Raw genomic sequence first — 20,925 nt, forward strand, 5'->3', positions numbered from 1 at the left:
TTGGTAACTGTCTGCTAGCGATGCAGTCAGCAAGACCGTACCACCATCGCAGAAGGTGGTCGCACCAGTAACCGTGATCGTAGCTACTGGAATTGGGTTTACGGTAACTTCCACAGTGTTCGAGATGATGCTACACCATCTGTTTTTCACCTCGACCTGATAATATCCTGTTTTAGTGGCATAAAAAACAGCACCAGTTGCACCTGGAATATTACCATCCATATCCATCCACTGGTAAGTAAGACCCGTTTCACTGGAAGTAACAGATAGTTTCACTTGTCCTCCGTTACATACAGTTGCTGGTCCATCTATCACTACATCTGATATTACAGGTGTTGGTCCTGCAGTTAGTTCTATTGAATTAAGCGACAAGATGGAGCATCCCTTATCGTTTGTAATTTGAAGGGTATAAATTCCAGATTCAGAAGTCTGATAAGTGTTTCCTGTTGCACCAGGAATTGGAACACCACCTCTGATCCATTGCTTAGAAAAAGGGGTGCTACTAGCAGTTAAGGTCACTATTGTTCCTTCACAAAAATCAGTATTACTCGCACTAATCCTCACTAAAGTAGACAATTCAGAGACCTTCAATATCCCTGTTGTTTCCCCTTTACATCCGATAGCAGAAGTTACGATCACTTTAATCTCTTTCCCGTCGAACGTCAAGGGTACATTATTGAGTTTCAATGTAGCCGTGTTCACTCCTACAATATCTGCTCCTTCAGTAAACGGCACCCAATTACCTGCGCCATCCTTAAACTCCCATGTAAACGTGTTATTTTCTCCGGAAGCAGTAGCTGGGATAGTAATACTTTTCGATTTACAAACCGCCAATAATGCTGGAAGCGTCACTACCGGTAGCGCGACCACATCGATTACATAAGTAGTTTTATGCTGATCGTTTCCAGTCGTTCCAAGTGTAAAAGATCCTGTTGCCGTCGGTTTGCCCGTAACGTTCATTGATTGACTGGCATCATTCCGTACAAAACTAAGGGCTGGAACATTTCCGAGAACAGATACAATTCCAGCATTTCCCTGGTATGTAATCGGGGTAATATTTGAACCTGAACAAACCTCATAAACCTGAATGTGGTGGTATTTTATATTGTTACAGTTTTCTGTCGCAGTCCCGTTTTTACATTCCAAATGTGGATCTGAAGGTGCCACTCCTGTAGGAGTAACGTTTGGATTGGTCGCATCGGGATCTGTCACATCCGCAGGACGTAGTATACTTGCCTCAGCAGAAATTGGATAAACAGGAGCTGAAGTGGTCATTTTTCCAGTGATGACAAATTCAATTTCTGACTGGTTGATCATATTCAACTTGGCAGTAAACCCTCCGCTTATAATTGAGGAACTTGTCACCATTCCTGATGGGCTCATTGTAACCGGAATGCTTGGGTCAATTTGGAATCCTGCTGGATTTACAAAAGCAAAAGTAGCACCTAATACGTCACTAGGGCCATCATTTTTCACCTTTACAGTATAAGTGATCTGCTGATTCGAGAGGAAAGAACTCACATTTGGAGTAATACTAACTACTTTCAAATCGGCAACTTTAATCGTTAAATCAATTGGGTTATCTACTTCACTCCCCTGAATATAAGCCCAGGTGTCCATAGATCTTCCATTTCCAAAACTCGTAAGACCGGTACCAGAATTTACAGTTCCATTCGTTGTACCACCTGTAGTGTAGTTCCCCCAACTATGCCTCTTATCTTCCTTCAGACTTCCTGTCACATTGTTGACAACAGGATTAGATGTTTCCCATGAGGAATTACCTGCACCAGTAATATCCGAGTCATCCCAATAGGTTCTACTACTATAAATAGACTCATTTCCGGCATTCTCCCTGATTTCATAATCGGTTGTATTATCAGTCAGCTCAATGATCAATCCTTGAGGATTAATTTCCATGTCTATATAAGGAAAATGAACTTCTGCAGATTGCAATTTGGTTTTAAGTGTGCTTAGTACATTTGCTGGTAAAAGGTAGTTTCCATTGGCGTCCTTTCCATCCCAATAGACAGAGTTAGAACCTTTACTTGCAACACCAATAATCACCCTGTTCGCAATCACTCCTGCAGATGTAGTCACAGGAATAGTGATTCTAAATGTACCTGATGTAGTAGAATTAAAATTTATATACGCGCCATTTCTACCTGCAAGACCAGGAGTCCCTTCTGCCCCTATAACCTTAAGCTGTGTGATTTCAGGCAGTACTTCAGTATTCTTCAACCAGGTTTTGGATCCTGGAAAGCCCCAGACTGTAGCTATCTCAGGTAAATCAGGATTTGGTTTATTGTAAAATATTTTATGGGTAATGTTATTTCCATTATCCGGTAGCGTTGGATTATGGGTCACTGGTAAAATAGCAGCAAGTGCAGACGCATTAAAACTTTTATAGGTTGGAACCGAATTATAGGCAAATCCATTACTATTAGAAAAAAAAGTAAAAGCAACACCATTACTCCCGTTGGTTTTTACCCGATATGCACGTCCATCTTTGGTCAATACATAGTGAGTTGCAAAATAAGCTTTGGTTGCTCTAAAATTCTGTGTGATATGCAGATTTAATACATTCGCATATACTCTACCTGTTAACCAGTCAGCACCCGGCTTTCTGACCGAAACATCCCATGCCGCGATGTCATCAAGATTCCCGCCTGCCCCAGATCTCGACTGTGTCCAGTCCCCATCAGCTGAAATATCCACACCAGTCTCTATGTTTTTAGCTCCAATCCCGGAAGGAGGAAGAAATTCTACCTTCCAGACCCCTTCGTTCGCAGCATCAACCGTTACGGTAAAAGGAGTATAGCTATTTGCAGGATCATTAGTCCCTTTCTTAGGGCCCGCAAGCTCAGCATCCCGATTAGTAATTCTGCCGATGGAAGTACTTGAATTTGAACTGAAGGTTGAACCTATAGGAGATGTTAAATTAATCGTGGCTTGTCCATATCCCTGTGCACTGGAAGCTACAGCAATAATTTCTCCTGCCTTGGCATAAACATAATGAGTACCACGGGTTTTAAATGGCCAGGAATCGTAAGGGAAACTAGTATTAGAATTGCAGTTTAAAAATGCACGATTACCTTCTGCCCCATTCGGGTACAAGTCTTTACTTCCTTCGGCATGAACAGCCGAAAAATTGACTAACAAAAAGAGTGCAACCAGCAGGCAGCATTTATTCGTTAGTAAAAAAGACAGACGTCGGAGCGTTTCTAGCATCATACATAAGGAGATAGATGTAGGGCCTCTAAGGATATTGGTAAAGCGAAATCAATTCTTTAAATAAGTACTCTTGCTCAAAGGCGACTTGCCAATACCGATTTTTTCTTAAAGGTTAACTCTATTTATCACTACCAAATTAATTAGAATTTCGATAATATTCCCATGAAGAGTATGAAAATTTTCAGTTTTTAATAAAAACCGAGCCAAAAACAACAATCAGTCACAAAACAACATTTAAACTACAAATAGGACAGAAATTAATTTTAATAGATAAATTATGTAGAACAAATACCCAACTCAGTGGGGTAAAAAAGCAATCGTTTCCCCTATTTGGGGAAATGATTGCACACTTTTACAAATACCAATTAGACTAAATTGGCAAGTATCATCATGCCATACTTTCAAAACCGTCAAATTCTACGGAATTCCGTAAAAAGCACAACCAAGCATGAAATTTATTGGAAAAATAATATTCTCAAAAAGAGAACAAAAGCCAAAAACGTATATCACAATTAAACTATAACATAAACACAGAAAAAAAGAAGGATAGAATATTAGAACAAAGGAATATCGAAAAACAGAGGTTTTAAAAGTGATTAGAAAATTTAAATCCTACTATAAAGCTTTAAAACACTGTAAAACAGAAGATACAAGCAGTTTTCCACTAGAAAGTTCAAAATTGTGACGAAGATCATTTTTTTGACTTTATCGGGAATATATATTTGAAGATAATTTATTCAACTCGATGGATGTCGATCAGAAAAGGGGCACGTTCCGGGAAGTTCGGCCCCTTAAATTTAATCTCTATCGATAAAATCTCCTGATTAAGCTAGGTAATACCACTAACAATAAAGGCATTGCCATTAAAAACCCACCAATAATTGCGATTGCTAAAGGTTGATGCAACTGCGCCCCTGCCCCTATACCAAGTGCCAATGGACTTAAAGCGAGAATAGCACCCAATGCGGTCATTAATTTTGGCCTCAGCCTGGTAGAAATCGCATATACCAAAGCCTCATCTAATCCCTTGGTCAGCAGCGACTCCTTAAACTGAAGGAATGTAAATATGGCATTTTCAGCAACAATCCCTACCATCATCACCATGCCTGTATAGCTACCTACATTGAGCGGTGTCTGTGTTACAAATAACGCCAAGCCACTCCCAGAAACCCCGAGGATGGCAATAAATAAGATGAGGAAAGCAATTTTAAAATCTTTAAAAACAAACAAAATCACACTGAACACCAACAAACTGGAAAGCAGCAGAATCATAAACAACTCCTTAAAGGATTGTTGCTGTGCTTCATAAGCTCCTCCATATTCCATATAAGCACCATTTGGAAGCTGAATTTTTGCTGTGATTTCCTTTTTAATATCTTGCATGACACTCCCCAGATCCCGCTGATCAAGACGTGCCGACACCAAACCTATTGGCTGTAAATTCTCTCTTTCTACCTCCGCTTCTCCAGTTTTAATCTCAACCCTGGCAAGTAGCTTCATTGGAATCGTTTTGCCATTGTCTAAGAATATATTCATTTGATTCAGCTCCTCCATGCTCGGCCCCTCTCCTTTGAAGGAAACCATTCTGATCGGAAACAGCTGCTGTAAACCATACACATTCCCAATCACACTCCCTTCCAAGGCGGTCTGCACCTGCAATTGAAAAGCTGATGGAGAAATACCATATTGTGCCAGTGCGGCATAATCGGGAACAATTGCTACAGAAGGACCAGCGATAACAATCCCATCAAATACATCAGCAGTACCTTTAACTTTTGACACCACATCGGCCACATCTTTCGAAAGCTGTTGTAATACTTTTGGATTTGCACCGAATATTTTAAGCTCTATAGGCTGTGTAGCACTCATTAAATCCCCCAGCATATCTCCGATCACCTGCCCAAAATCAACTGTCAATGCAGGCTGAGATTGTTCAATTTTACTTCTAATCTCATCAATAACCTCATTGGTAGTTCTTTTCCTGCCAGGCTTTAACTGGATCAGGTAATCACCTGTATTGGCCGCCGTAATAAAGAATCCCATCTGTGTACCGGTACGCCTGGAATAAGCCTCCACTTCCGGTATTTTAACGATCATCCGCTCTACTTCAGTTAAGATACGGTCTGTTTCCTGTAAAGAGGTGCCTTCCGGAGTTTTATAATCCAGGACAATACTCCCTTCATCCATATCGGGTAAAAAGCCAGTTTCCAAACGAGGAAACAAGAAAATCATTAGAAAGAGTAATAATGCAATAAAGCCAAAACTCAGGTATGATCTTTTGATAAAATAGTTAATCCAGGTGCTGTTTACTGCCGGACTATGATCAGATTTTCTGCTCTCCTCTGGTAGAGGACACTCATTTTCTGAATCTGATTTCTTTTCCTTTTTTGTCAATAACAGATAAATCACTGGTAAGCCAATCCAGGTTACAAAGAAAGAACAGATCAGCGTAATGACCATCGTATTGGTCATCACCTGAAAATACGCGCCAGCTACACCAGTCATCCATGCAAAAGGGATAAAAATCACAATGGTACTGATGGAAGAGGCCAACATTCCAGGAAAAAGATAGCTGATCGCCTTTTTCAGCAAGACCGGAGTAGCTGCTGTGGGATGTTCTTCTCCTGTACGGTGAATCTGTTCGACCACTACAATCGCATCATCTATGATCAATCCAATAGCTGCCGCAATTGCACCCAAGGTCATGATATTAAAAGAATAACCGACAGCTAACAATGAAATTAAGGTTAAGCCCAGGGTAACCGGGATGGTAAATAAAATAGTCAGACTCGGCTTCATCGAGCGCAGGAAGAAGATGGCGACCAGGATTGCCAGCAGCAAACCGATCCACAAACTATCCGTTACACTGGTTACTGCTCTGTTTACAAAATCTGCTTGCAGGTAATAAGGCTTTATCGTTACTCCCTGAGGTAAAATCTTTCTCAAATCGGCTACTTTCTGCTCCATTTGCGCAGAAAGATCCAGTAGATTGGTTTTAGGTTGCTTGATGACTGCAATCAAGATCCCCGCTTTACCATTGGCATTTACCCTCGTATACTCGATGGCTTCGGCTACATTTACCTCCGCCAATTCCTTTAACCTAACCGTTCTATTGTTCTTTTTACTCACGATTAGGTTTTCAAGATCCTCCTTAGTTTTCAAAGTGGCATCTGTAACCGATAAATACAAATAGTTATAATCCGATACATAACCATTAGATTTTACAAAATTGGTCATTGCCATTGCATTGGCAATTTGATCCGGGCTGATCGCCAGGGCAGTCATCGCTGATTGGTTTAACCTGAGTCGGTATTCTTTTGATTTCCCACCAATCACTCTGATCTCTGATACCCCTTCTACCTGTAATAAAAATGGCTTAATGGTAAACTCTGCCAACTGCTTGAGTTCGATTGGGGATTTGCTCGTACTCTCCAGAGCGTAGCCACTTACCGGAAGAATCGACGGGTTCATCTTCTCTATACTGAGGTTCAACCCTGGAGGTAGACTATTTTTAATTTTGGCAATCTGTGCTTCAATCCTCTGCTGACTCAAGTCGATGTCGGCATCCCAATTCATATAAGCAGAGATTTCACAACTGCCCCTACTGGTTATACTGCGGATCAGTTTTAAATCAGGCACCTGTTTTACTACGTTTTCCAAGGGCTTGGTCACCGTTAACATCATTTGATTTACGGGCTGCAACTCTCCTTCGGCAATGATCTTGATCTTAGGAAAAGTGATCTCCGGGAATAAAGCGGTCTTTAGTTTGGTATAAGAAAAAACGCCAGCCAAAAGAATCAGCAGCAAAACTGCAGTCAAGGGTTTCTTATGAGAAATGAAAAAACTATTCATAGCTATTTCTTGATTTTAATTTTCGCTGTATCTGCAAGACCATAATTACCAATCAACACAAACCGATCATTTGGAGAAAAGATTGGATTCAGGATCTCAATTTCTTTCCCATCGTCCATTCCTTTTTTCACCAGCACTTTGACTGCTGTGGAGTCGTTACTCAACTTCATTACCCAAAACTCATCTTCAGTTTCATTACTCAGAACTGCAGATTTTGGAAGTGTTACTGCATTGGAGTGAAACAAATTGATCAATCTGGCGCCAGCCACCAGATTTTCCGGAATGGCATGAGTTGGGCTAACACGAATGATAAAACGTTGAGTTTGCGCTACGGAATCCACAGTAGCCAATGGAGCAGCAACCAGGCCGTTTAACTTTTCCCCATCGGGTAAAGTGAGCAGCACTGAGGTATTACTGATCATATTTTGTCGCATTGCATAGGGAACATCCAATAAAAACACCAAACTGCTTTTATTGCTCAATACTGCCAAGGTCTCCCCTTCTTGAACATAATCCCCCTTTTGGTGATTGAGCATGGTGATGAAGCCATTCTGTGCGGCCCTAATATTTGAAACTCCAGAAAATTTAAAGGCTGGATCCAACCGATTAATGGTGTTGCCGATTGCCTGCGCTTCTTTAGTGACCAAGCTAAATAACACCTGGCCACTATTGACAGCATCCCCCATTTTTACTTTCATATCCCGCAGGTATCCATTGATACTTGCTTTTATATTGCTTTTCTCCAGATAAGCTGAACTGGCATTTAAATCTATATAAGAGGCCATATCCTTATGGCCAGCAAAGGTGATTTCTACTGGTGTTTGCAGGTCCGCAGCATCGTGAGCCTTCTCTTTCGGTGTAGCACCACATGCCGCCAACAGTAAACTGAGGCCTGAGCCAATGAAAATTCTTATTTGCTGCTTCATACTATCTGTTCCAAAAATTGAATTGATTGATCAGCTTAAAGCCGTTAATATGTGTTTGGCGAAGCAGATTCTTTGCCGCCAGATAATTATTAATTGCAATGATATAATCTGCAATCCGAAGGTCGCCGGTAGTTAAGAGCTGACTGTCTACTTCCATCAAACTTTTAGCAAACCTGATCTGTTCGTTAATTTGCGGATACAAGGCCTGATTTTCCCGAATCTGTTGCCATAACAGGTTCAGCTGCTGTTGGTGCTGGCGGATAAAAAACGCTTTATATGCTGCTCCGGTTTCCTGTTGAATATTCAGCTGATGAAGTTGTATCGCTTTCTGATGCCCATCATATATAGGAATAGAAAGTGTAAAGCCGACACTTGTCCCAAAATTCTTATAGGGTTGCAGTAAAAAAGAAGAATTATAGCCCCCATTTACATAGATATTGGTTTTAGGCCGGTAATTGAGAGATACTCCTCTTTTATCATTTTCATTTTTCAGGCTATCCAGCTTAAAGCGTGTATTGAAAAACGCAGCTATGAGGGGGCTGGAAGTGATAATATCTGGTGTTTTAAGCTGATTCCTGGCGGTATCTGTAATCCCGCAGAGGTAATTCAGGATTGCGTAATCGTTCTTGAACTGGATTTCGGCCTGTTTCCAGGTTAAGTGCTGTTGCTGAAAAGTCACTAGAAAAGTCAGGTATTCCGACTGCTTGTAGGTATTTGCACGTGTCAGCTTTTTAAGGAGCTGTTCTTCTTTTTTTAGCAACTCATATACCTCTGCGTTAAACACCATTTGCTCCTGACTGGCATAGGCATTTAAGTATTGATCAGTGATGTTCTTCTTTAAATCCAATGCAGACCAATTGGCCGCATAGGTCAGGGAATCACTATGGATTTTACTTTGTGTAATTTGCTGGTTAATTTTATCTTTCCCCACCAGCATATAGTTCAGGCTGAGCAAGGCCTCCAGCGACTGCCCGTTAGTCAGCGTCTTATCATAGCCATAACCTTTGACCACCGGGGCATACATTCCTGCGGAGCTTGCGCTCAGCTGTGGCCGATAGCCCGCCCGCCATCTTAGGCTGTCCATCCGGTTACTCAATTGCTGATTTCTATAGTCGTTTAATACCGGGCTTGAATTTAAGCCCTGCTGAATAAAGAAATCAAGATCCCTGCCGGATGCAACCTGCCCTTTCCCGGAAACCGAGAGCATGGTCAATACGACAAGACAATAAATGCTATTTTTAAAACGTTCCATGGAAGGAGAGACCAAAGGTTTTATCCTCATAAACTGGCACCATACTGTAACTGAGCGTCTGTTTTCCTACGACTAATTTCTTCAAATGCGGATATAAGTAATAGGCTAGTTTAGTAGAAAGGATTCCTATTCCGGCACCAGCCACCACATCACTAAACCAATGTTTATTGTTGTACATTCTTAAAGTTCCTGTGGCTGTTGCTACTGCATATCCGGCAAATCCATACCAGGGAGATACGTCTTTATATTCTTGTTTTAAAAATTCTGCACCTGCAAAAGCCAGGGCAGTATGTCCGGAAGGAAAGGAGGTATAACTACTTCCATCTGGTCTTAAACGATGTGAAGTATGTTTTAAAAGCGAGACACTACCGCCCATTATGGCTGAAGACAGGACATATATCCCTGTAGCATCTACTAGTGTGTTTTTCCCTTTAATCCCAGCAAAGTTTAAAGCATAAACCGTAAGTGCCGGGGCAAACTGCATATAATTATCCAGATGTGCCGCAAACAAAGGATGGTCTTCCTGAAGCTCGTTTTTTGTGGTACGGTCTAAATTACTGATTGGGTTATCGCCAAAAGACAAAGCTCCATAAGTAATAAATGCTGCCGGGAGAATTAGTGATTTTACCTTGAAGGTGTTATCATTACTGGTCTTTATTGGATTTTCAGTAATGTTCTTTAAAGCTAAAGAATCAGCCGGTTGAACCTGGGCATACAAACCGACTGGAAGACAAAATGCGACAAACAGAAAGCGAAGCTTTTTCATGATTTGAATTTTAGATAAAGCTAAGACTCAAATATGTAGTAATTCTGTAGTCGCGGTTCGTTAAAAAGTACCGGAAAAAGAGAATCCTACTGCTTTCTGCTGATAAGCAGGAACGAGGTTAAAATTACTTTGTTTTCTGCCCATGATGAGCTTTTTAAGTTGAGGATATACTAAATAGCCTAGTTTGGCAGACAGAATACCCACTCCGGCACCCGCCACTACATCACTTACCCAATGTTTATTGTTATAGAGTCTGAAAACACCGGTGGTTGTGGCCACTGCATATCCAGCGTAACCAATCCATGGAGAAACATCTCGATATTCCTGCATTAAGAATTCTGCAGCAACAAAAGAAGCGGCACTGTGTCCCGATGGAAAAGAATCGTAACCACTGCCGTCAGGACGAAGTCGGTGGGATTGTTTTTTACCCAATGCAACCACTCCGGTCATGATACCCATTGAAACTACATAGTTACCGGTTGCATCAAGATAGCTATTTCGTCCTTTTACCCCTGCCAGATTAAGGCCGTAAACTGCAATAGCAGGCACATAACGCATAAAATCATCTGCACTTTTAGAAAAGAATGGATGGTCTTCCTGAAGCTCCTTCTGGGTATTGCGGTCTATATCTCTGATAAAATTATCACCTTTTGCCAATAGGCCATAGCTTATGAATACCGCAGGAATAATAAAAGGGGCAATTTTAACTTTATTCTGTTTTGCTAATGAATCAGCATACTGAGCCTTAATGGACAAGGAAAAACACAACAATAGCATCAGGCTACACTTCAATCTCAACATCTTTATTCTTTGTTTTATCAAAGCTACAGCTCAATTCTGTAGCAATTCTGTGGGGTTAAAAGCTTAATTTAGGCTTAAATTTCAAAAATACCAAAATCAGGCGTATTGGTGGCATCATAAATGTGCCTACCAGCCGAATACACAAAAATCACACCATATGTCCAAAATTGAAATCACACTGGATCAACTTTTAAACGGCTTAATTGCACGAGTACCTTCTTTTATAGCAGCCATCATTACCTTATTTGTTGGTCTTTGGCTGATCAAATTTCTGATCCGCTTTTTAACCAATCGTTTTACAAAGGGAAGAATTGACATTTCATTGTCGAGCTTTCTATTGAGTATCATCAAAGTAGTGCTTTATGTGCTGCTGTTATTAACTGTAGCTTCTACGTTGGGTATCCAAACCACTTCTTTTGTTGCGGTATTGGGTGCTGCAGGTTTAGCCGTAGGTTTAGCGCTACAAGGCAGCCTCTCCAATTTTGCAGGTGGTGTCCTGATCTTACTCTTTAAACCCTTTAGAGTTGGACATGCCATCAGCTCCAATAATGGCGTAAGCGGTACCGTTCTTAAAATTGATATTCTATATACCACGCTTAAAGCTGGTAACGGTACCACCTTATATGCTCCGAATGGTCCTTTAGCCAATGCGGTGATCAATAACTTAACGGATAATGAGACCCGAATGATGGAATATGTAATTGGAGTTTCTTACGACTCCGACATTAATGTGGCCAGAAACGTGATTACGAAAGTATTGGCTTCGGATCCACAGATCCTTAAAGACCCTGAGCCGAAGGTACTGGTTACTGCTTTAGCAGACAGCTCCATCAGCCTGACGATCCGCGCCTGGGTATCAAATACAGAGTTCTGGCCAGTTTACCACAGAAACTTTCAATTGATCAAAGAAGAGCTGGATAAAAACAGCATTGGGATTCCAGCACCGCAAAAAGAGGTTCATGTAATTACAGGAACAGAAACTGCAAAGTAAACCCTACTGTATTTATTCAGAAAAACTGAATGCATAAAAAACGAGCGTACCCTGTTGGATACGCTCGTTTTTTTTATATTCCTATTCCGAAGAAGGATCTTCTTTAGGTTATTTACCTTCGTATTTTTTGAAGATTGATGTTGCTGTATGTCCACCAAACCCAAAGGTATTGTTCATTACATAATTGATCTTTTTAGCTACTGACTGACCTAAAACGATGTGTAATCCTTCAGGAATTGCTTCATCTAAAGTTTCAGTATTTGTAGTCGCAGGAACCATATCATGTTGTGCAGATAGCACACTGATCACTGCTTCAAGGGCACCTGCTGCACCTAGTAAGTGGCCAGTCATAGATTTTGTTCCACTGATCAATACCGGAGCATCGTTGAATACTGTTTTAATACCCAATAGCTCACTTAAGTCACCAAGACCTGTAGAAGTCGCATGTGCATTGATATAATCAATTTGTTCTGGTTGAATTCCAGCATCCTTCAATGCTTTTTTCATTCCTTGAACCGCACCTAAGCCTTTAGGATGTGTTCCTGTTAAATGGTAGGCATCAGCAGCCATACCGCCACCAACCATCTCACCATAAATAGTCGCACCTCTGGCAATGGCATAGTCATAGTCTTCCAGAATCAATGCCGCAGCACCTTCTGCAATCACAAAGCCATCTCTGTCTTTATCGAATGGGCGTGAAGCTCTTTCAGGATCGTCATTTCTTTTCGATAATGCCTGAGCAGCGTTAAATCCACCAACTGAAGAATCTGTAATTGCTGCTTCAGAACCACCAGCAATCATGATATTTGCTTTTCCTAATCTGATGGTATCAAATGCACTGATAATTGCTGTATTTGAAGAGGCACAAGCAGAAACTGTACAGTAGTTTGGGCCATGCAGACTGTTACGGATAGAAATTACTCCTGCCGCAATATCCACGATCATTTTAGGGATAAAATAAGGGCTGAATCTTGGAGTACCATCACCTGAGTGGTATTCTTTCAATTGTTGTTCAAAAGTACCGATTCCACCATTTCCAGTTGCCCAGATCACACCTACTTCACAACGGTCTTCTTCAGACATAGTTGAGAAGTCAAGTCCCGCTGCTTTAATAGCCTGGTCACTTGCTGCAATGGCATATTGAGTATAGACATCATACTTTCTGACTTCTTTTTTCTCAACGTAATCTTCTGCATTAAAGTCTTTGACTTCACAGGCAAAATGAGTTTTAAATTTGGTAGAATCAAACTTTGTGATTGGTCCTACTCCACTCTTACCTGCCAGGATATTCTTCCACAATTCATCTACAGAATTTCCTAATGGACTAATAACTCCCATTCCGGTTACGACTACTCTTTTCATCCTATTTTTTTATTTTATTTAATATTGTTAAGGCAAACAGCCATTTTATCTTTTTTATTTGTGATCTGTACTTTCTTCCGGTTTTCTTCTTTCGGTCCTCAGCAGATTACTATAACCTTTGGCAATGAGTCTTGTTCTATTTTCATTCCAAACTTCGCAACTTACATTGGCAATTTGCCGCCCTTTCTTTACCATTATTGTTTCTGCAATGATCAGGTCTCCTTCTTTTGCAGCGGCAAAATAATCTACCACCAGGTTGATCGTTACATAATAATGCGGTTCATCATAGGCAAACAATGTTGCACCAATGGCGTCATCAATAATGGCAGAAGTGATTCCACCATGTAGGATACCCATTGGATTGGTCATTTCTTTCCTCACCTTGTGCTGCAACACCAGCTTTCCTTTTTCTACTGCCAGAATCGTTGGTTTTAACCAGTTCAGTACCGGCGACAGAGAAGTTTCCATCTCTTGTCCGATGTGCTGTATGAAAAATTCTGAGGGTTTAAGCATCTATCTATTATTTTATGGTGAATTGGATAAGACTTTAGATCCGTGCAGTTGTGGAGGCTATAAATTCCACGGCGCAAATATACCCACCCTTAGTTGAAAAACAAACTAAAAGGCCGAATGAATGCGGAAAAGACTAGTAAACAGCCTTGCTTTTGTTGGATTATGCTGTTGCCGACTCGGCAGCAGCAGCTGTTTGAGCAGCGATTTTCTCCGTTTCAATAGCAGTCAAGCCTTTATTGATCTCATTATACATATTCAGGGCATCGGGGTGTAAAGCTAAAATACCATTCACCTGCTGGGTATTTCCAACGGCTAATTGCTCATTTAACAGCAGTACATCGGCAACATTCAATTGCTTATTTTCAAATTTTGCGGTCCAGTGGTTGATAAAACCGGCCATTTCTTTGTTTTCCATTTCCTGAGTAATGGGACTAAGGCTTTTTTTCAATAGTTCAGCTTCATAAGCAGTTGGACTGCACATCGGGTTAAATGCCTTTAGAAAAGGCATATGATGGCTGTTTAATTTCTTAAAAGAACTGAAAAGATAAGGTAAAGCGATAAGGGTGATTAGGATTAAAGCGCCAATTGTAATGTAGTTCATGTTTAAACTTTGGTTTGATCTTGTCGAGGATACCCTATTCAGGGATGATTGGATCAAAAGTAATAGAAAAATAAGAAATTTAGAACCCAACACTTATGTACACACATATTATGCTGTTTATTTTGGAAAACTTTGCTGCAGTAAATTTCGCAAAATGAGGAACTTAGCGCTAAGAAAGCATAGATTGCAGTTCCATTCATTTTTTTTCTAAGTTTGTAAGGTACTCCAGAACGTATATACATGAGTTATAAAATAGACCATAAAAGCCCTATCCCCTTACACATACAGGCGGAGCAGCTGCTGAGAGCGCTGATTAAAGAGCAGGAATATCAGGATGGAAAGATGTTACCTAATGAGGTAGAGCTGGCGAAGGTTCTGGCCATTTCCCGCACTACATTGCGTTTGGCTATCAATAAATTGGTTTATGAAGAACTTTTAGTCCGCAAGAAAGGAGTAGGCACCAAGGTTTCCAGTGGTAAATTTAGCTCGAAGTCAAAAAACTGGCTAAGTTTTTCTCAGGAAATGACCGCAAGGGGTATTCCGGTGAAGAATTTCGAGCTTCATATCAGCTGGGTATATCCAGACCAGTATATTGCTAATTTTTTCGATATAAAGACTGATAAGAAGATCCTTAAAATGGAGCGTCTAAGGGGCAAAGTGAATGATCCTTTTGTTTATTTCATCTCTTATTTCCATCCAAGGATTGGATTAACGGGAGAAGAAGATTTCAAAAGACCACTTTATGAAATTCTGGAGCAGGATTACCATACGGTTGCAGAGCTATCCAAGGAGGAAATCTCCGCTATTGCGGCGGATAAATTTACTGCGGCAAAGCTGGAAGCGGAACCTGGATCTCCCATCCTACTGAGAAAAAGATTCGTTTATGACCAATCGGATCGTCCGGTAGAATACAATCTAGGGTATTATAAAGCGAATAGCTTTACCTATGTAGTAGAGAGCCGGAGAACCGATTAGCATTTCAGGAAATGTTCAGATCTATTCCAGTCTCTAAAGATCAGTTCAAATCAGAGAACGAAGGAAGTATGGCGTTGTTGCTTCTTAAATGGCTACAACACTTCAAAAAGCAATTCATCGTTCTCAAAAGTGCGTTTATACTAAAGGGCTTCTGCAAAAAGGCATCACAGCTACAAGCGTTCATGGCTAAGAATGCCTTAGGGAAGCTGGAATAGATGATGATAGGAATCTGGCAGGTATGCTGCTGCATCCTGAGTTGGCTACAGAGTTCGCCTCCGTTTAAACAGGGCAACAGGTATTCCATCAATACTAAATCGGGGGTAAAATCCTCGGCCAGGGGCGTAATATTGCTTACCCGGTGATAGATTCTATGTTGAAAACCAAGTTCGTCAAAAGCCTCAGATAGTCTGTCGCATAGGACCTTATCATTGTCGACAATAATTATTCTGGGTGGCCGGATTTGTAAAATTGGATAATTTTCCGGTCTATCTTGTTGCAGCAAATTTACCATGAGAATTAATTTTTTCATAAATTTACAACAATACATTCTGCGCAAGCACCCGTTTTTATACGGTTAAAGAGGTCATTAAATACCTGTTTTAATTTAAGCCTAAACCTTCAGTATTTAAATCAAGTAGCCATTGATTTGGTATCCAAGCCTTTTTTTTTGATTTTGTTCAGTATTAGGAATAGCAAGAGTTGATCTGTAAAGGTCGAAATAAAGGGCCCTCAGCCAATTACTCCGACCGTTCTTCTTTGGGCCATTCCCATGGGGATTAAAACTGGATTGGCTTCTTTGCGTCAAAACCATCACAAGCATAGCTTTTAGCAGGTTTCAGCAACATATATACTCCTAGCCCGATCAAGACCAATGCACCTCTATATCCTGACAGGTCTACAAAGGGAAGGTCGCTTAAGGTGTAAATCCCTCCAATGATCACCAGAATCAGCCAGGTGGATATTTTAAAGTCTCTGCGATACCCCATCCATAATCCTACACCAAGCATAATTGTGTGCCATGACAACAACCAGGATGGGAATTCCAGTCCTAGATTATCCAACATCATGATTAATCCTATTGCAACGATTCCTGATCCTGCAATGATATGAAAGTTTAATTTCTGTTTTTTTTCTTGTGGTTCCATGTTCTTTTTTTCTTCAAAACTATGGCGCCAGGGCATGCTGATCAAGATCAGCATGTTGTACCTCCGTCTAGGATCGGTGGAAGGAGGAAAAACATCGGTGGATTGCTGGTTTGATTAAACCTTGATTCTTTCTACAACCGGTGTATCGGTGGCCGTATTGATTCCGCTAAGCTCTACATATTTCACATTAGGCAACCAGAAAGATCCACCTTCGATTCTTACAAAGATCTTAGACAGCTCAATTTTCTTGTTATTTACGGTGACGTATACATGAAACTTTTGGTCTTCTTTTGACTGCATTAAATACATTGGGATTTTCTTATGAGAGACAAAACGAATCTCAAACTGATCCTTTGCGATTTCTTTAGTCTGGATGCCATAGGCAAATTTCCGTTGGATATAACTCAGGTCTTTCTTAACTCCATTGTCGTCATAACGGAGCCAGTATACCAGAACTGGTTCAGCTCTGTTGACCTCCCCTTTGGCGTTTACATTGAGTTCATAAATGATGGTATTGGTATTCGGATCTCTCTGTAAATAGAACAACTGATTCTTGATACCTTTTGGAGTTGGGAACTTTAATGGAGAAGGATTACTGCGGTCGGCTGTCTGCGCATTTACTGTTAAAAAAGTAAAGAGACCAATAAACACAGCTAAACAACTGCGGCTTATTTTAGTGAAAATGATAGAAGTCATTGCTTGGTTATTTTACTCCATTAAGCAGACCTGTTATTAAGCCTGGTGGGAATAAGGTCTTGCAAAGCTAGAGATTTCTAAAAACAACTTATCCAGTATATTGTCAAAATAACGCGCTGAACTTCGTTTTATTTTCAGGAAAGCCAAGCCTTTATTCCAATGTGCTTAGCTGGATTGTCCAGAAAGCAGCTCTGGCATTAAACATAAATAATCACATTACAAAAGAACACACAACTACCTGAATATAATATACATATTAATAAGTTAATAATTTGTTTTAATCAAACGATTAACGGTATTTTACTTAGAAGTTATGGTTTTTAGCATCGCTTCCATCCAAATCGGAATCCAGTATTTACGCTCTTCCATAAGTTGATCAAACTCAGTCTTACTTTGCTCATCCTCCCCTCTTAAGACCGGACTTCCAACAAAAGGAAAAACAAGAATTCCAAGCATATTCATGATCAGGTGCATGGGCGCAATCTTCTTATTGGTGGTTGCTTCCAGCTGTTTGTAGAAGTTAGATTCCTTAAGCATTTCCTGAATACTGAGGTCGGCCTCAAGCCTTGATGGATTCGCTTTAATTTCTGTCAGGATGAACAAAGGAAGATCAGGATGCTTTTTTAACAGGTCGATATAGTGGCTGGCGACCCCTGCAATTTTATCTTTGAGAACAGTATTCACATCATTCAAAATCTCTTCCAAGCCCCGGAGAAACAAAGCCAGACTCTCCGTCATTACCACCTCAAAAAGTTTCTCTTTACTCCGGAAATAGTAATTGAGCAAGGCCAGGTTGATGCCTGCTTCTGTTGCAATATCCCTTGTTCTTGTTGCCGCAAATCCTTTCTCAATAAAGAGTTTTGTTGCGGCTTCCTTAATCTTTTCTTCGGTGCTAGGTTCAATCTTCAGTACTGTTTCTTTCTCTGCCATTTCTCAATTGAGTATAATCATTAATGTCCCAAAGATAGAAAATGATCTCCGGCCAATTTCAAGATGGAGTTTCAAAAAAAAAGCGATGTGGAACATAAGTCCACATCGCTTTTCAAAATAGCTTCATTAAGCAGCTAGACTGCCTTTTTGTATTTAGAAATCAAACTTTACCCTGGCGCGGATACCCCAGCTGGATACTTCCGGGTTATCCAGGTAATTGAACCTTTTTACGGCATCTACGCGAAGCACTTTAAAGATGTTTCCAATACCTACGCTACCTTCCATATAAGGCTCGTTATTTAGAGAATTAGTGATCGACTGGCCATTTGCATTGCGAACAAACTGCATGGCATCAGGATTCTTATCCGGGTTATTTTCATCCCTTAGACCACCGTATAATACTTTTAAAGACATCACTTCACGTAATTTCAATTTCTTCAACAAAGGAATTTTATTGAAGAAGAAACCGTTAAAGTTATGGTCCAGGTTAACGCTGGCATAGTGGTCACTTACAAACTCTAAGAAGTTCATCAGGTTATAAGAATTCAACTGATAGGCATAAGTCTGATTGGCTCTATGAATGGCCAACAAAGGAAAAGGGACTTTACCAATGATATAAGCTCCTTCCAATGTGACATCTGTATAACCCAGCTGACTCAGGTAAACACGTTTATCGATGCTTCCCATAAAGTTGTGGTAATTATATTCCCCACCTAACACCCCTTTAATTCCACCGGTATAACGGAAATTGAATACTGGGTGAGGTCCTACAAATGGGACACGGTAAACTTTACCCTGATAAAACTTCTCATTTGGTGCATACCTTAAGCCTACGCTGATCTCTGTAGTATTAATATGATCTGTGCGACTAATTAAACCGTCTGGGCTGGCATTACTGAAGTATAGTGACCCTGCAGGGCTCTGTTTCCATTTGCGTAGCCCTAGTGTATAGGAAAAATGATTCTCAAATTCATGTACATAATCTAACCTGTAGAAATCATTGTACAACATCATATTGTTATCCCCTCTTTTGAAAGAAAGAAGAAAGTTATCTTCCTGTACAAATTGAAGTTCTTGTCCGGGGATTTTAGTATCTCTTTGAAAACTTGCCCTGATATAGTTTTGAGGGAAAGCATAGATAGATTTATTATTTAAAGAATAGGTTCCACTCAGGAAATACTTCCATTTTTCGTCTTTAAAGCCATAAGCCGCATAGGTTTCTAAATAATAGCGTTTGCTTAAAGCAGGGGTTGTCCGGCCTCCAAGGCGAAGGCGGAAACCTTCTACCCCATTAAAGCTATAGAATGTGTTGACTGGTCCCATTTCGAATGGGCCAAAATCTTTATACCCGGCAAAGAAGAGCGTAACGATATCCAGTGTTCGTTTAAATGAAGGGATCGTTTGCAGGGAATCTATGTTTCCATAAATCTTTATTCCTGTTGGGCTAAGTGGTATAGGGCGATTATTTGCCCAGAACTCTTCTGATCTTTTGCTGGCATCAGGTAGCACAGCCAATTGGCCTCCTGACTTAAAAGTGGTATCCGGAACCGGAACATTGATTTTAAAATCTTTAAAGGCAACCGTTCTTTCCCCTGTGAAACCTCCCCCACTCTTCTTACTCAGGCCGAAATCAACAATCAGGTTGCTTTTACTCAAATGATAACGTTGATCAGGATTGCGCTCAAAATCTAATTTAGCTTCTAAAGCACGAACAAAATTCAGGTTAATATCTTTGTTGACAGTCAGGTAAGCATTTTGAATGGCATAATTACCATCCAGGGTTATATATAACTTTCCTTCAAACAACAGATCTGTTTTATTACGCGGGGTAAAGGCTAGCTCTATTAGTTGAGGGTTATGATTTTTAATCGTGTCGGTAATGAAATACTTATAGAAAGTCGGGGCGGAATCTGCAATTGGACTTAGCAATTGATTACTCACTACGTTGATATTGTTATCATAGATATTGATATCCTGATACATACGGTCAAAATAAGCAGTCAAGCCTTGGTTATCAATAAAACGTTCATCAAAATTGACTCTTTTATCTGCAATGACTACTGTTTTAGTCTGCTCAGGACGTTTTCTAAAAAAAACATCACTCAGCTTTTCTTCCTGGAATACAGGGAGAAAATTCTTGCCACCGATCTGGGTAGAGTCCTGCTCCTGGAATAAAAACTGATAATTACGGAAAACCCTTTTGTTTTTGAACTTATCAGAAAGATTACTCAAAGAGAATTTCATTAGTTCATACTTCTGGTATTCTACAAAGTTGTAGTTTTCCATTTTGTTCTTAGACTTGTTGGCGATCACTTTTCTGATCAGCTCTACAGCAGGATTTTCTTTATTGCGATAGCGGGGCTTTTTTCCAGCGGAAATCACCACTTCATTCATCAGCATTGCATCTGGCATCAACTGTACATTGATGACCTGGCTCGCAGCTGCTTTGATGGTTCTGGTTTGGGCTTTATAGCCTACATAACTGAATTTCAACACCGTGCCTTCTCCTTTGATCGTAAGGCTGAATTTACCATCTGCATCAGTTTTTCCACCGAGTGTAGTCCCCACAATCTGGTAGGAAACATAAGGAAGGCTTTCTTTAGTACTGCCATCAGTTACAGTACCACTTATCACTGTTTGCTGCGCATGTGCCTGATTCGAAAACATCAACATCAGGAACAAGACCAATAAACTGATTGGTTTTAAAAAGACAAGAAGCCCATCTGTTTCAGCTAGAAGCGGCTTTTTCAAGGTTAAGGCAGTAGATTTTTCGGCTACTGAATATGGGTATGGTATGTACACGGTTCCGTTTAACTTATTTGAGACCATTCAGAAATTCTCTGATAGTGGGCACAAATATATAGCTAACATCTGACTATCTGCA

General features: G+C 40.4%; 15 protein-coding genes and 1 pseudogene. 2 read left to right on the forward strand and 14 right to left on the reverse strand.

Going from position 1 to position 20,925, the window contains the following annotated elements; all coding sequences use genetic code 11:
* The 6 genes and pseudogenes from R2S10_RS17735 to R2S10_RS17760 all read right to left on the reverse strand — a co-directional run.
* Positions 1-3,231 (reverse strand): annotated as a pseudogene (locus R2S10_RS17735) (hypothetical protein); the annotation flags it as partial.
* 804 nt (positions 3,232-4,035) lie between these two features.
* Entirely contained in the window at positions 4,036-7,083 is a 3,048-nt protein-coding gene (locus R2S10_RS17740; protein WP_316841747.1) for an efflux RND transporter permease subunit, read from the reverse strand.
* 2 nt (positions 7,084-7,085) lie between these two features.
* The gene (locus tag R2S10_RS17745) at positions 7,086-8,009 is read right to left on the reverse strand and encodes an efflux RND transporter periplasmic adaptor subunit (protein ID WP_316841748.1); all 924 of its coding nucleotides are present in this window, start codon (positions 8,007-8,009) and stop codon (positions 7,086-7,088) included.
* Position 8,010: 1 nt separating this feature from the next.
* Positions 8,011-9,261, reverse strand: coding sequence for a TolC family protein (locus R2S10_RS17750; RefSeq protein ID WP_316841749.1), 1,251 nt, complete (start codon positions 9,259-9,261; stop codon positions 8,011-8,013).
* Entirely contained in the window at positions 9,248-10,027 is a 780-nt protein-coding gene (locus R2S10_RS17755; RefSeq protein WP_316841750.1) for a phosphatase PAP2 family protein, read from the reverse strand. The genes R2S10_RS17750 and R2S10_RS17755 overlap by 14 nt, the downstream gene beginning before the upstream one ends.
* Positions 10,028-10,087: 60 nt before the next feature.
* Positions 10,088-10,828: a phosphatase PAP2 family protein gene (locus tag R2S10_RS17760; RefSeq protein WP_316841751.1), complete on the reverse strand. Its 741-nt coding sequence runs from the start codon at positions 10,826-10,828 to the stop codon at positions 10,088-10,090.
* Between the two features lie 157 nt (positions 10,829-10,985).
* On the opposite strand from R2S10_RS17760, the gene R2S10_RS17765 reads away from it, so the two are divergent.
* Positions 10,986-11,819, forward strand: coding sequence for a mechanosensitive ion channel family protein (locus tag R2S10_RS17765; protein WP_316841752.1), 834 nt, complete (start codon positions 10,986-10,988; stop codon positions 11,817-11,819).
* A gap of 108 nt (positions 11,820-11,927) precedes the next feature.
* Here R2S10_RS17765 and fabF read toward each other — a convergent pair whose 3' ends face one another.
* The 3 genes from fabF to R2S10_RS17780 all read right to left on the reverse strand — a co-directional run bounded on the left by fabF (position 11,928) and on the right by R2S10_RS17780 (position 14,295).
* Positions 11,928-13,181, reverse strand: coding sequence for a beta-ketoacyl-ACP synthase II (fabF, locus tag R2S10_RS17770; protein ID WP_316841753.1), 1,254 nt, complete (start codon positions 13,179-13,181; stop codon positions 11,928-11,930).
* Between the two features lie 54 nt (positions 13,182-13,235).
* The gene (locus tag R2S10_RS17775) at positions 13,236-13,694 is read right to left on the reverse strand and encodes a PaaI family thioesterase (protein WP_316841754.1); all 459 of its coding nucleotides are present in this window, start codon (positions 13,692-13,694) and stop codon (positions 13,236-13,238) included.
* A 160-nt stretch (positions 13,695-13,854) separates the two neighbouring features.
* A complete protein-coding gene (locus tag R2S10_RS17780; protein ID WP_316841755.1) occupies positions 13,855-14,295 on the reverse strand; it encodes a hypothetical protein in 441 nt (146 codons plus the stop codon).
* Positions 14,296-14,535: 240 nt separating this feature from the next.
* Between R2S10_RS17780 and R2S10_RS17785 the strand changes: the two genes are divergently transcribed.
* Positions 14,536-15,270 carry a GntR family transcriptional regulator gene (locus R2S10_RS17785; RefSeq protein ID WP_316841756.1) on the forward strand — a complete coding sequence of 245 codons (735 nt, stop codon included), beginning with the start codon at positions 14,536-14,538 and terminating at the stop codon, positions 15,268-15,270.
* Between the two features lie 40 nt (positions 15,271-15,310).
* Here the strand turns inward: R2S10_RS17785 and R2S10_RS17790 are convergent, their stop codons facing one another.
* From R2S10_RS17790 to R2S10_RS17810, 5 genes are all read right to left on the reverse strand, one after another.
* Entirely contained in the window at positions 15,311-15,799 is a 489-nt protein-coding gene (locus R2S10_RS17790; RefSeq protein ID WP_316841757.1) for a response regulator, read from the reverse strand.
* A 247-nt stretch (positions 15,800-16,046) separates the two neighbouring features.
* Entirely contained in the window at positions 16,047-16,415 is a 369-nt protein-coding gene (locus R2S10_RS17795) for a LiaF transmembrane domain-containing protein (protein ID WP_316841758.1), read from the reverse strand.
* 114 nt (positions 16,416-16,529) lie between these two features.
* Positions 16,530-17,111, reverse strand: coding sequence for a DUF4833 domain-containing protein (locus R2S10_RS17800; RefSeq protein WP_316841759.1), 582 nt, complete (start codon positions 17,109-17,111; stop codon positions 16,530-16,532).
* 300 nt (positions 17,112-17,411) lie between these two features.
* Positions 17,412-18,041 (reverse strand): TetR/AcrR family transcriptional regulator, encoded by a 630-nt coding sequence (locus R2S10_RS17805; RefSeq protein WP_316841760.1) that lies wholly within the window; start codon positions 18,039-18,041, stop codon positions 17,412-17,414.
* Between the two features lie 153 nt (positions 18,042-18,194).
* Positions 18,195-20,714 (reverse strand): DUF5686 and carboxypeptidase-like regulatory domain-containing protein, encoded by a 2,520-nt coding sequence (locus tag R2S10_RS17810; RefSeq protein ID WP_316842066.1) that lies wholly within the window; start codon positions 20,712-20,714, stop codon positions 18,195-18,197.
* Positions 20,715-20,925: the final 211 nt, after the last annotated feature.

Origin of the sequence: Pedobacter gandavensis, assembly GCF_032678745.1 — a bacterium.
GTDB lineage: Bacteria > Bacteroidota > Bacteroidia > Sphingobacteriales > Sphingobacteriaceae > Pedobacter > Pedobacter gandavensis_C.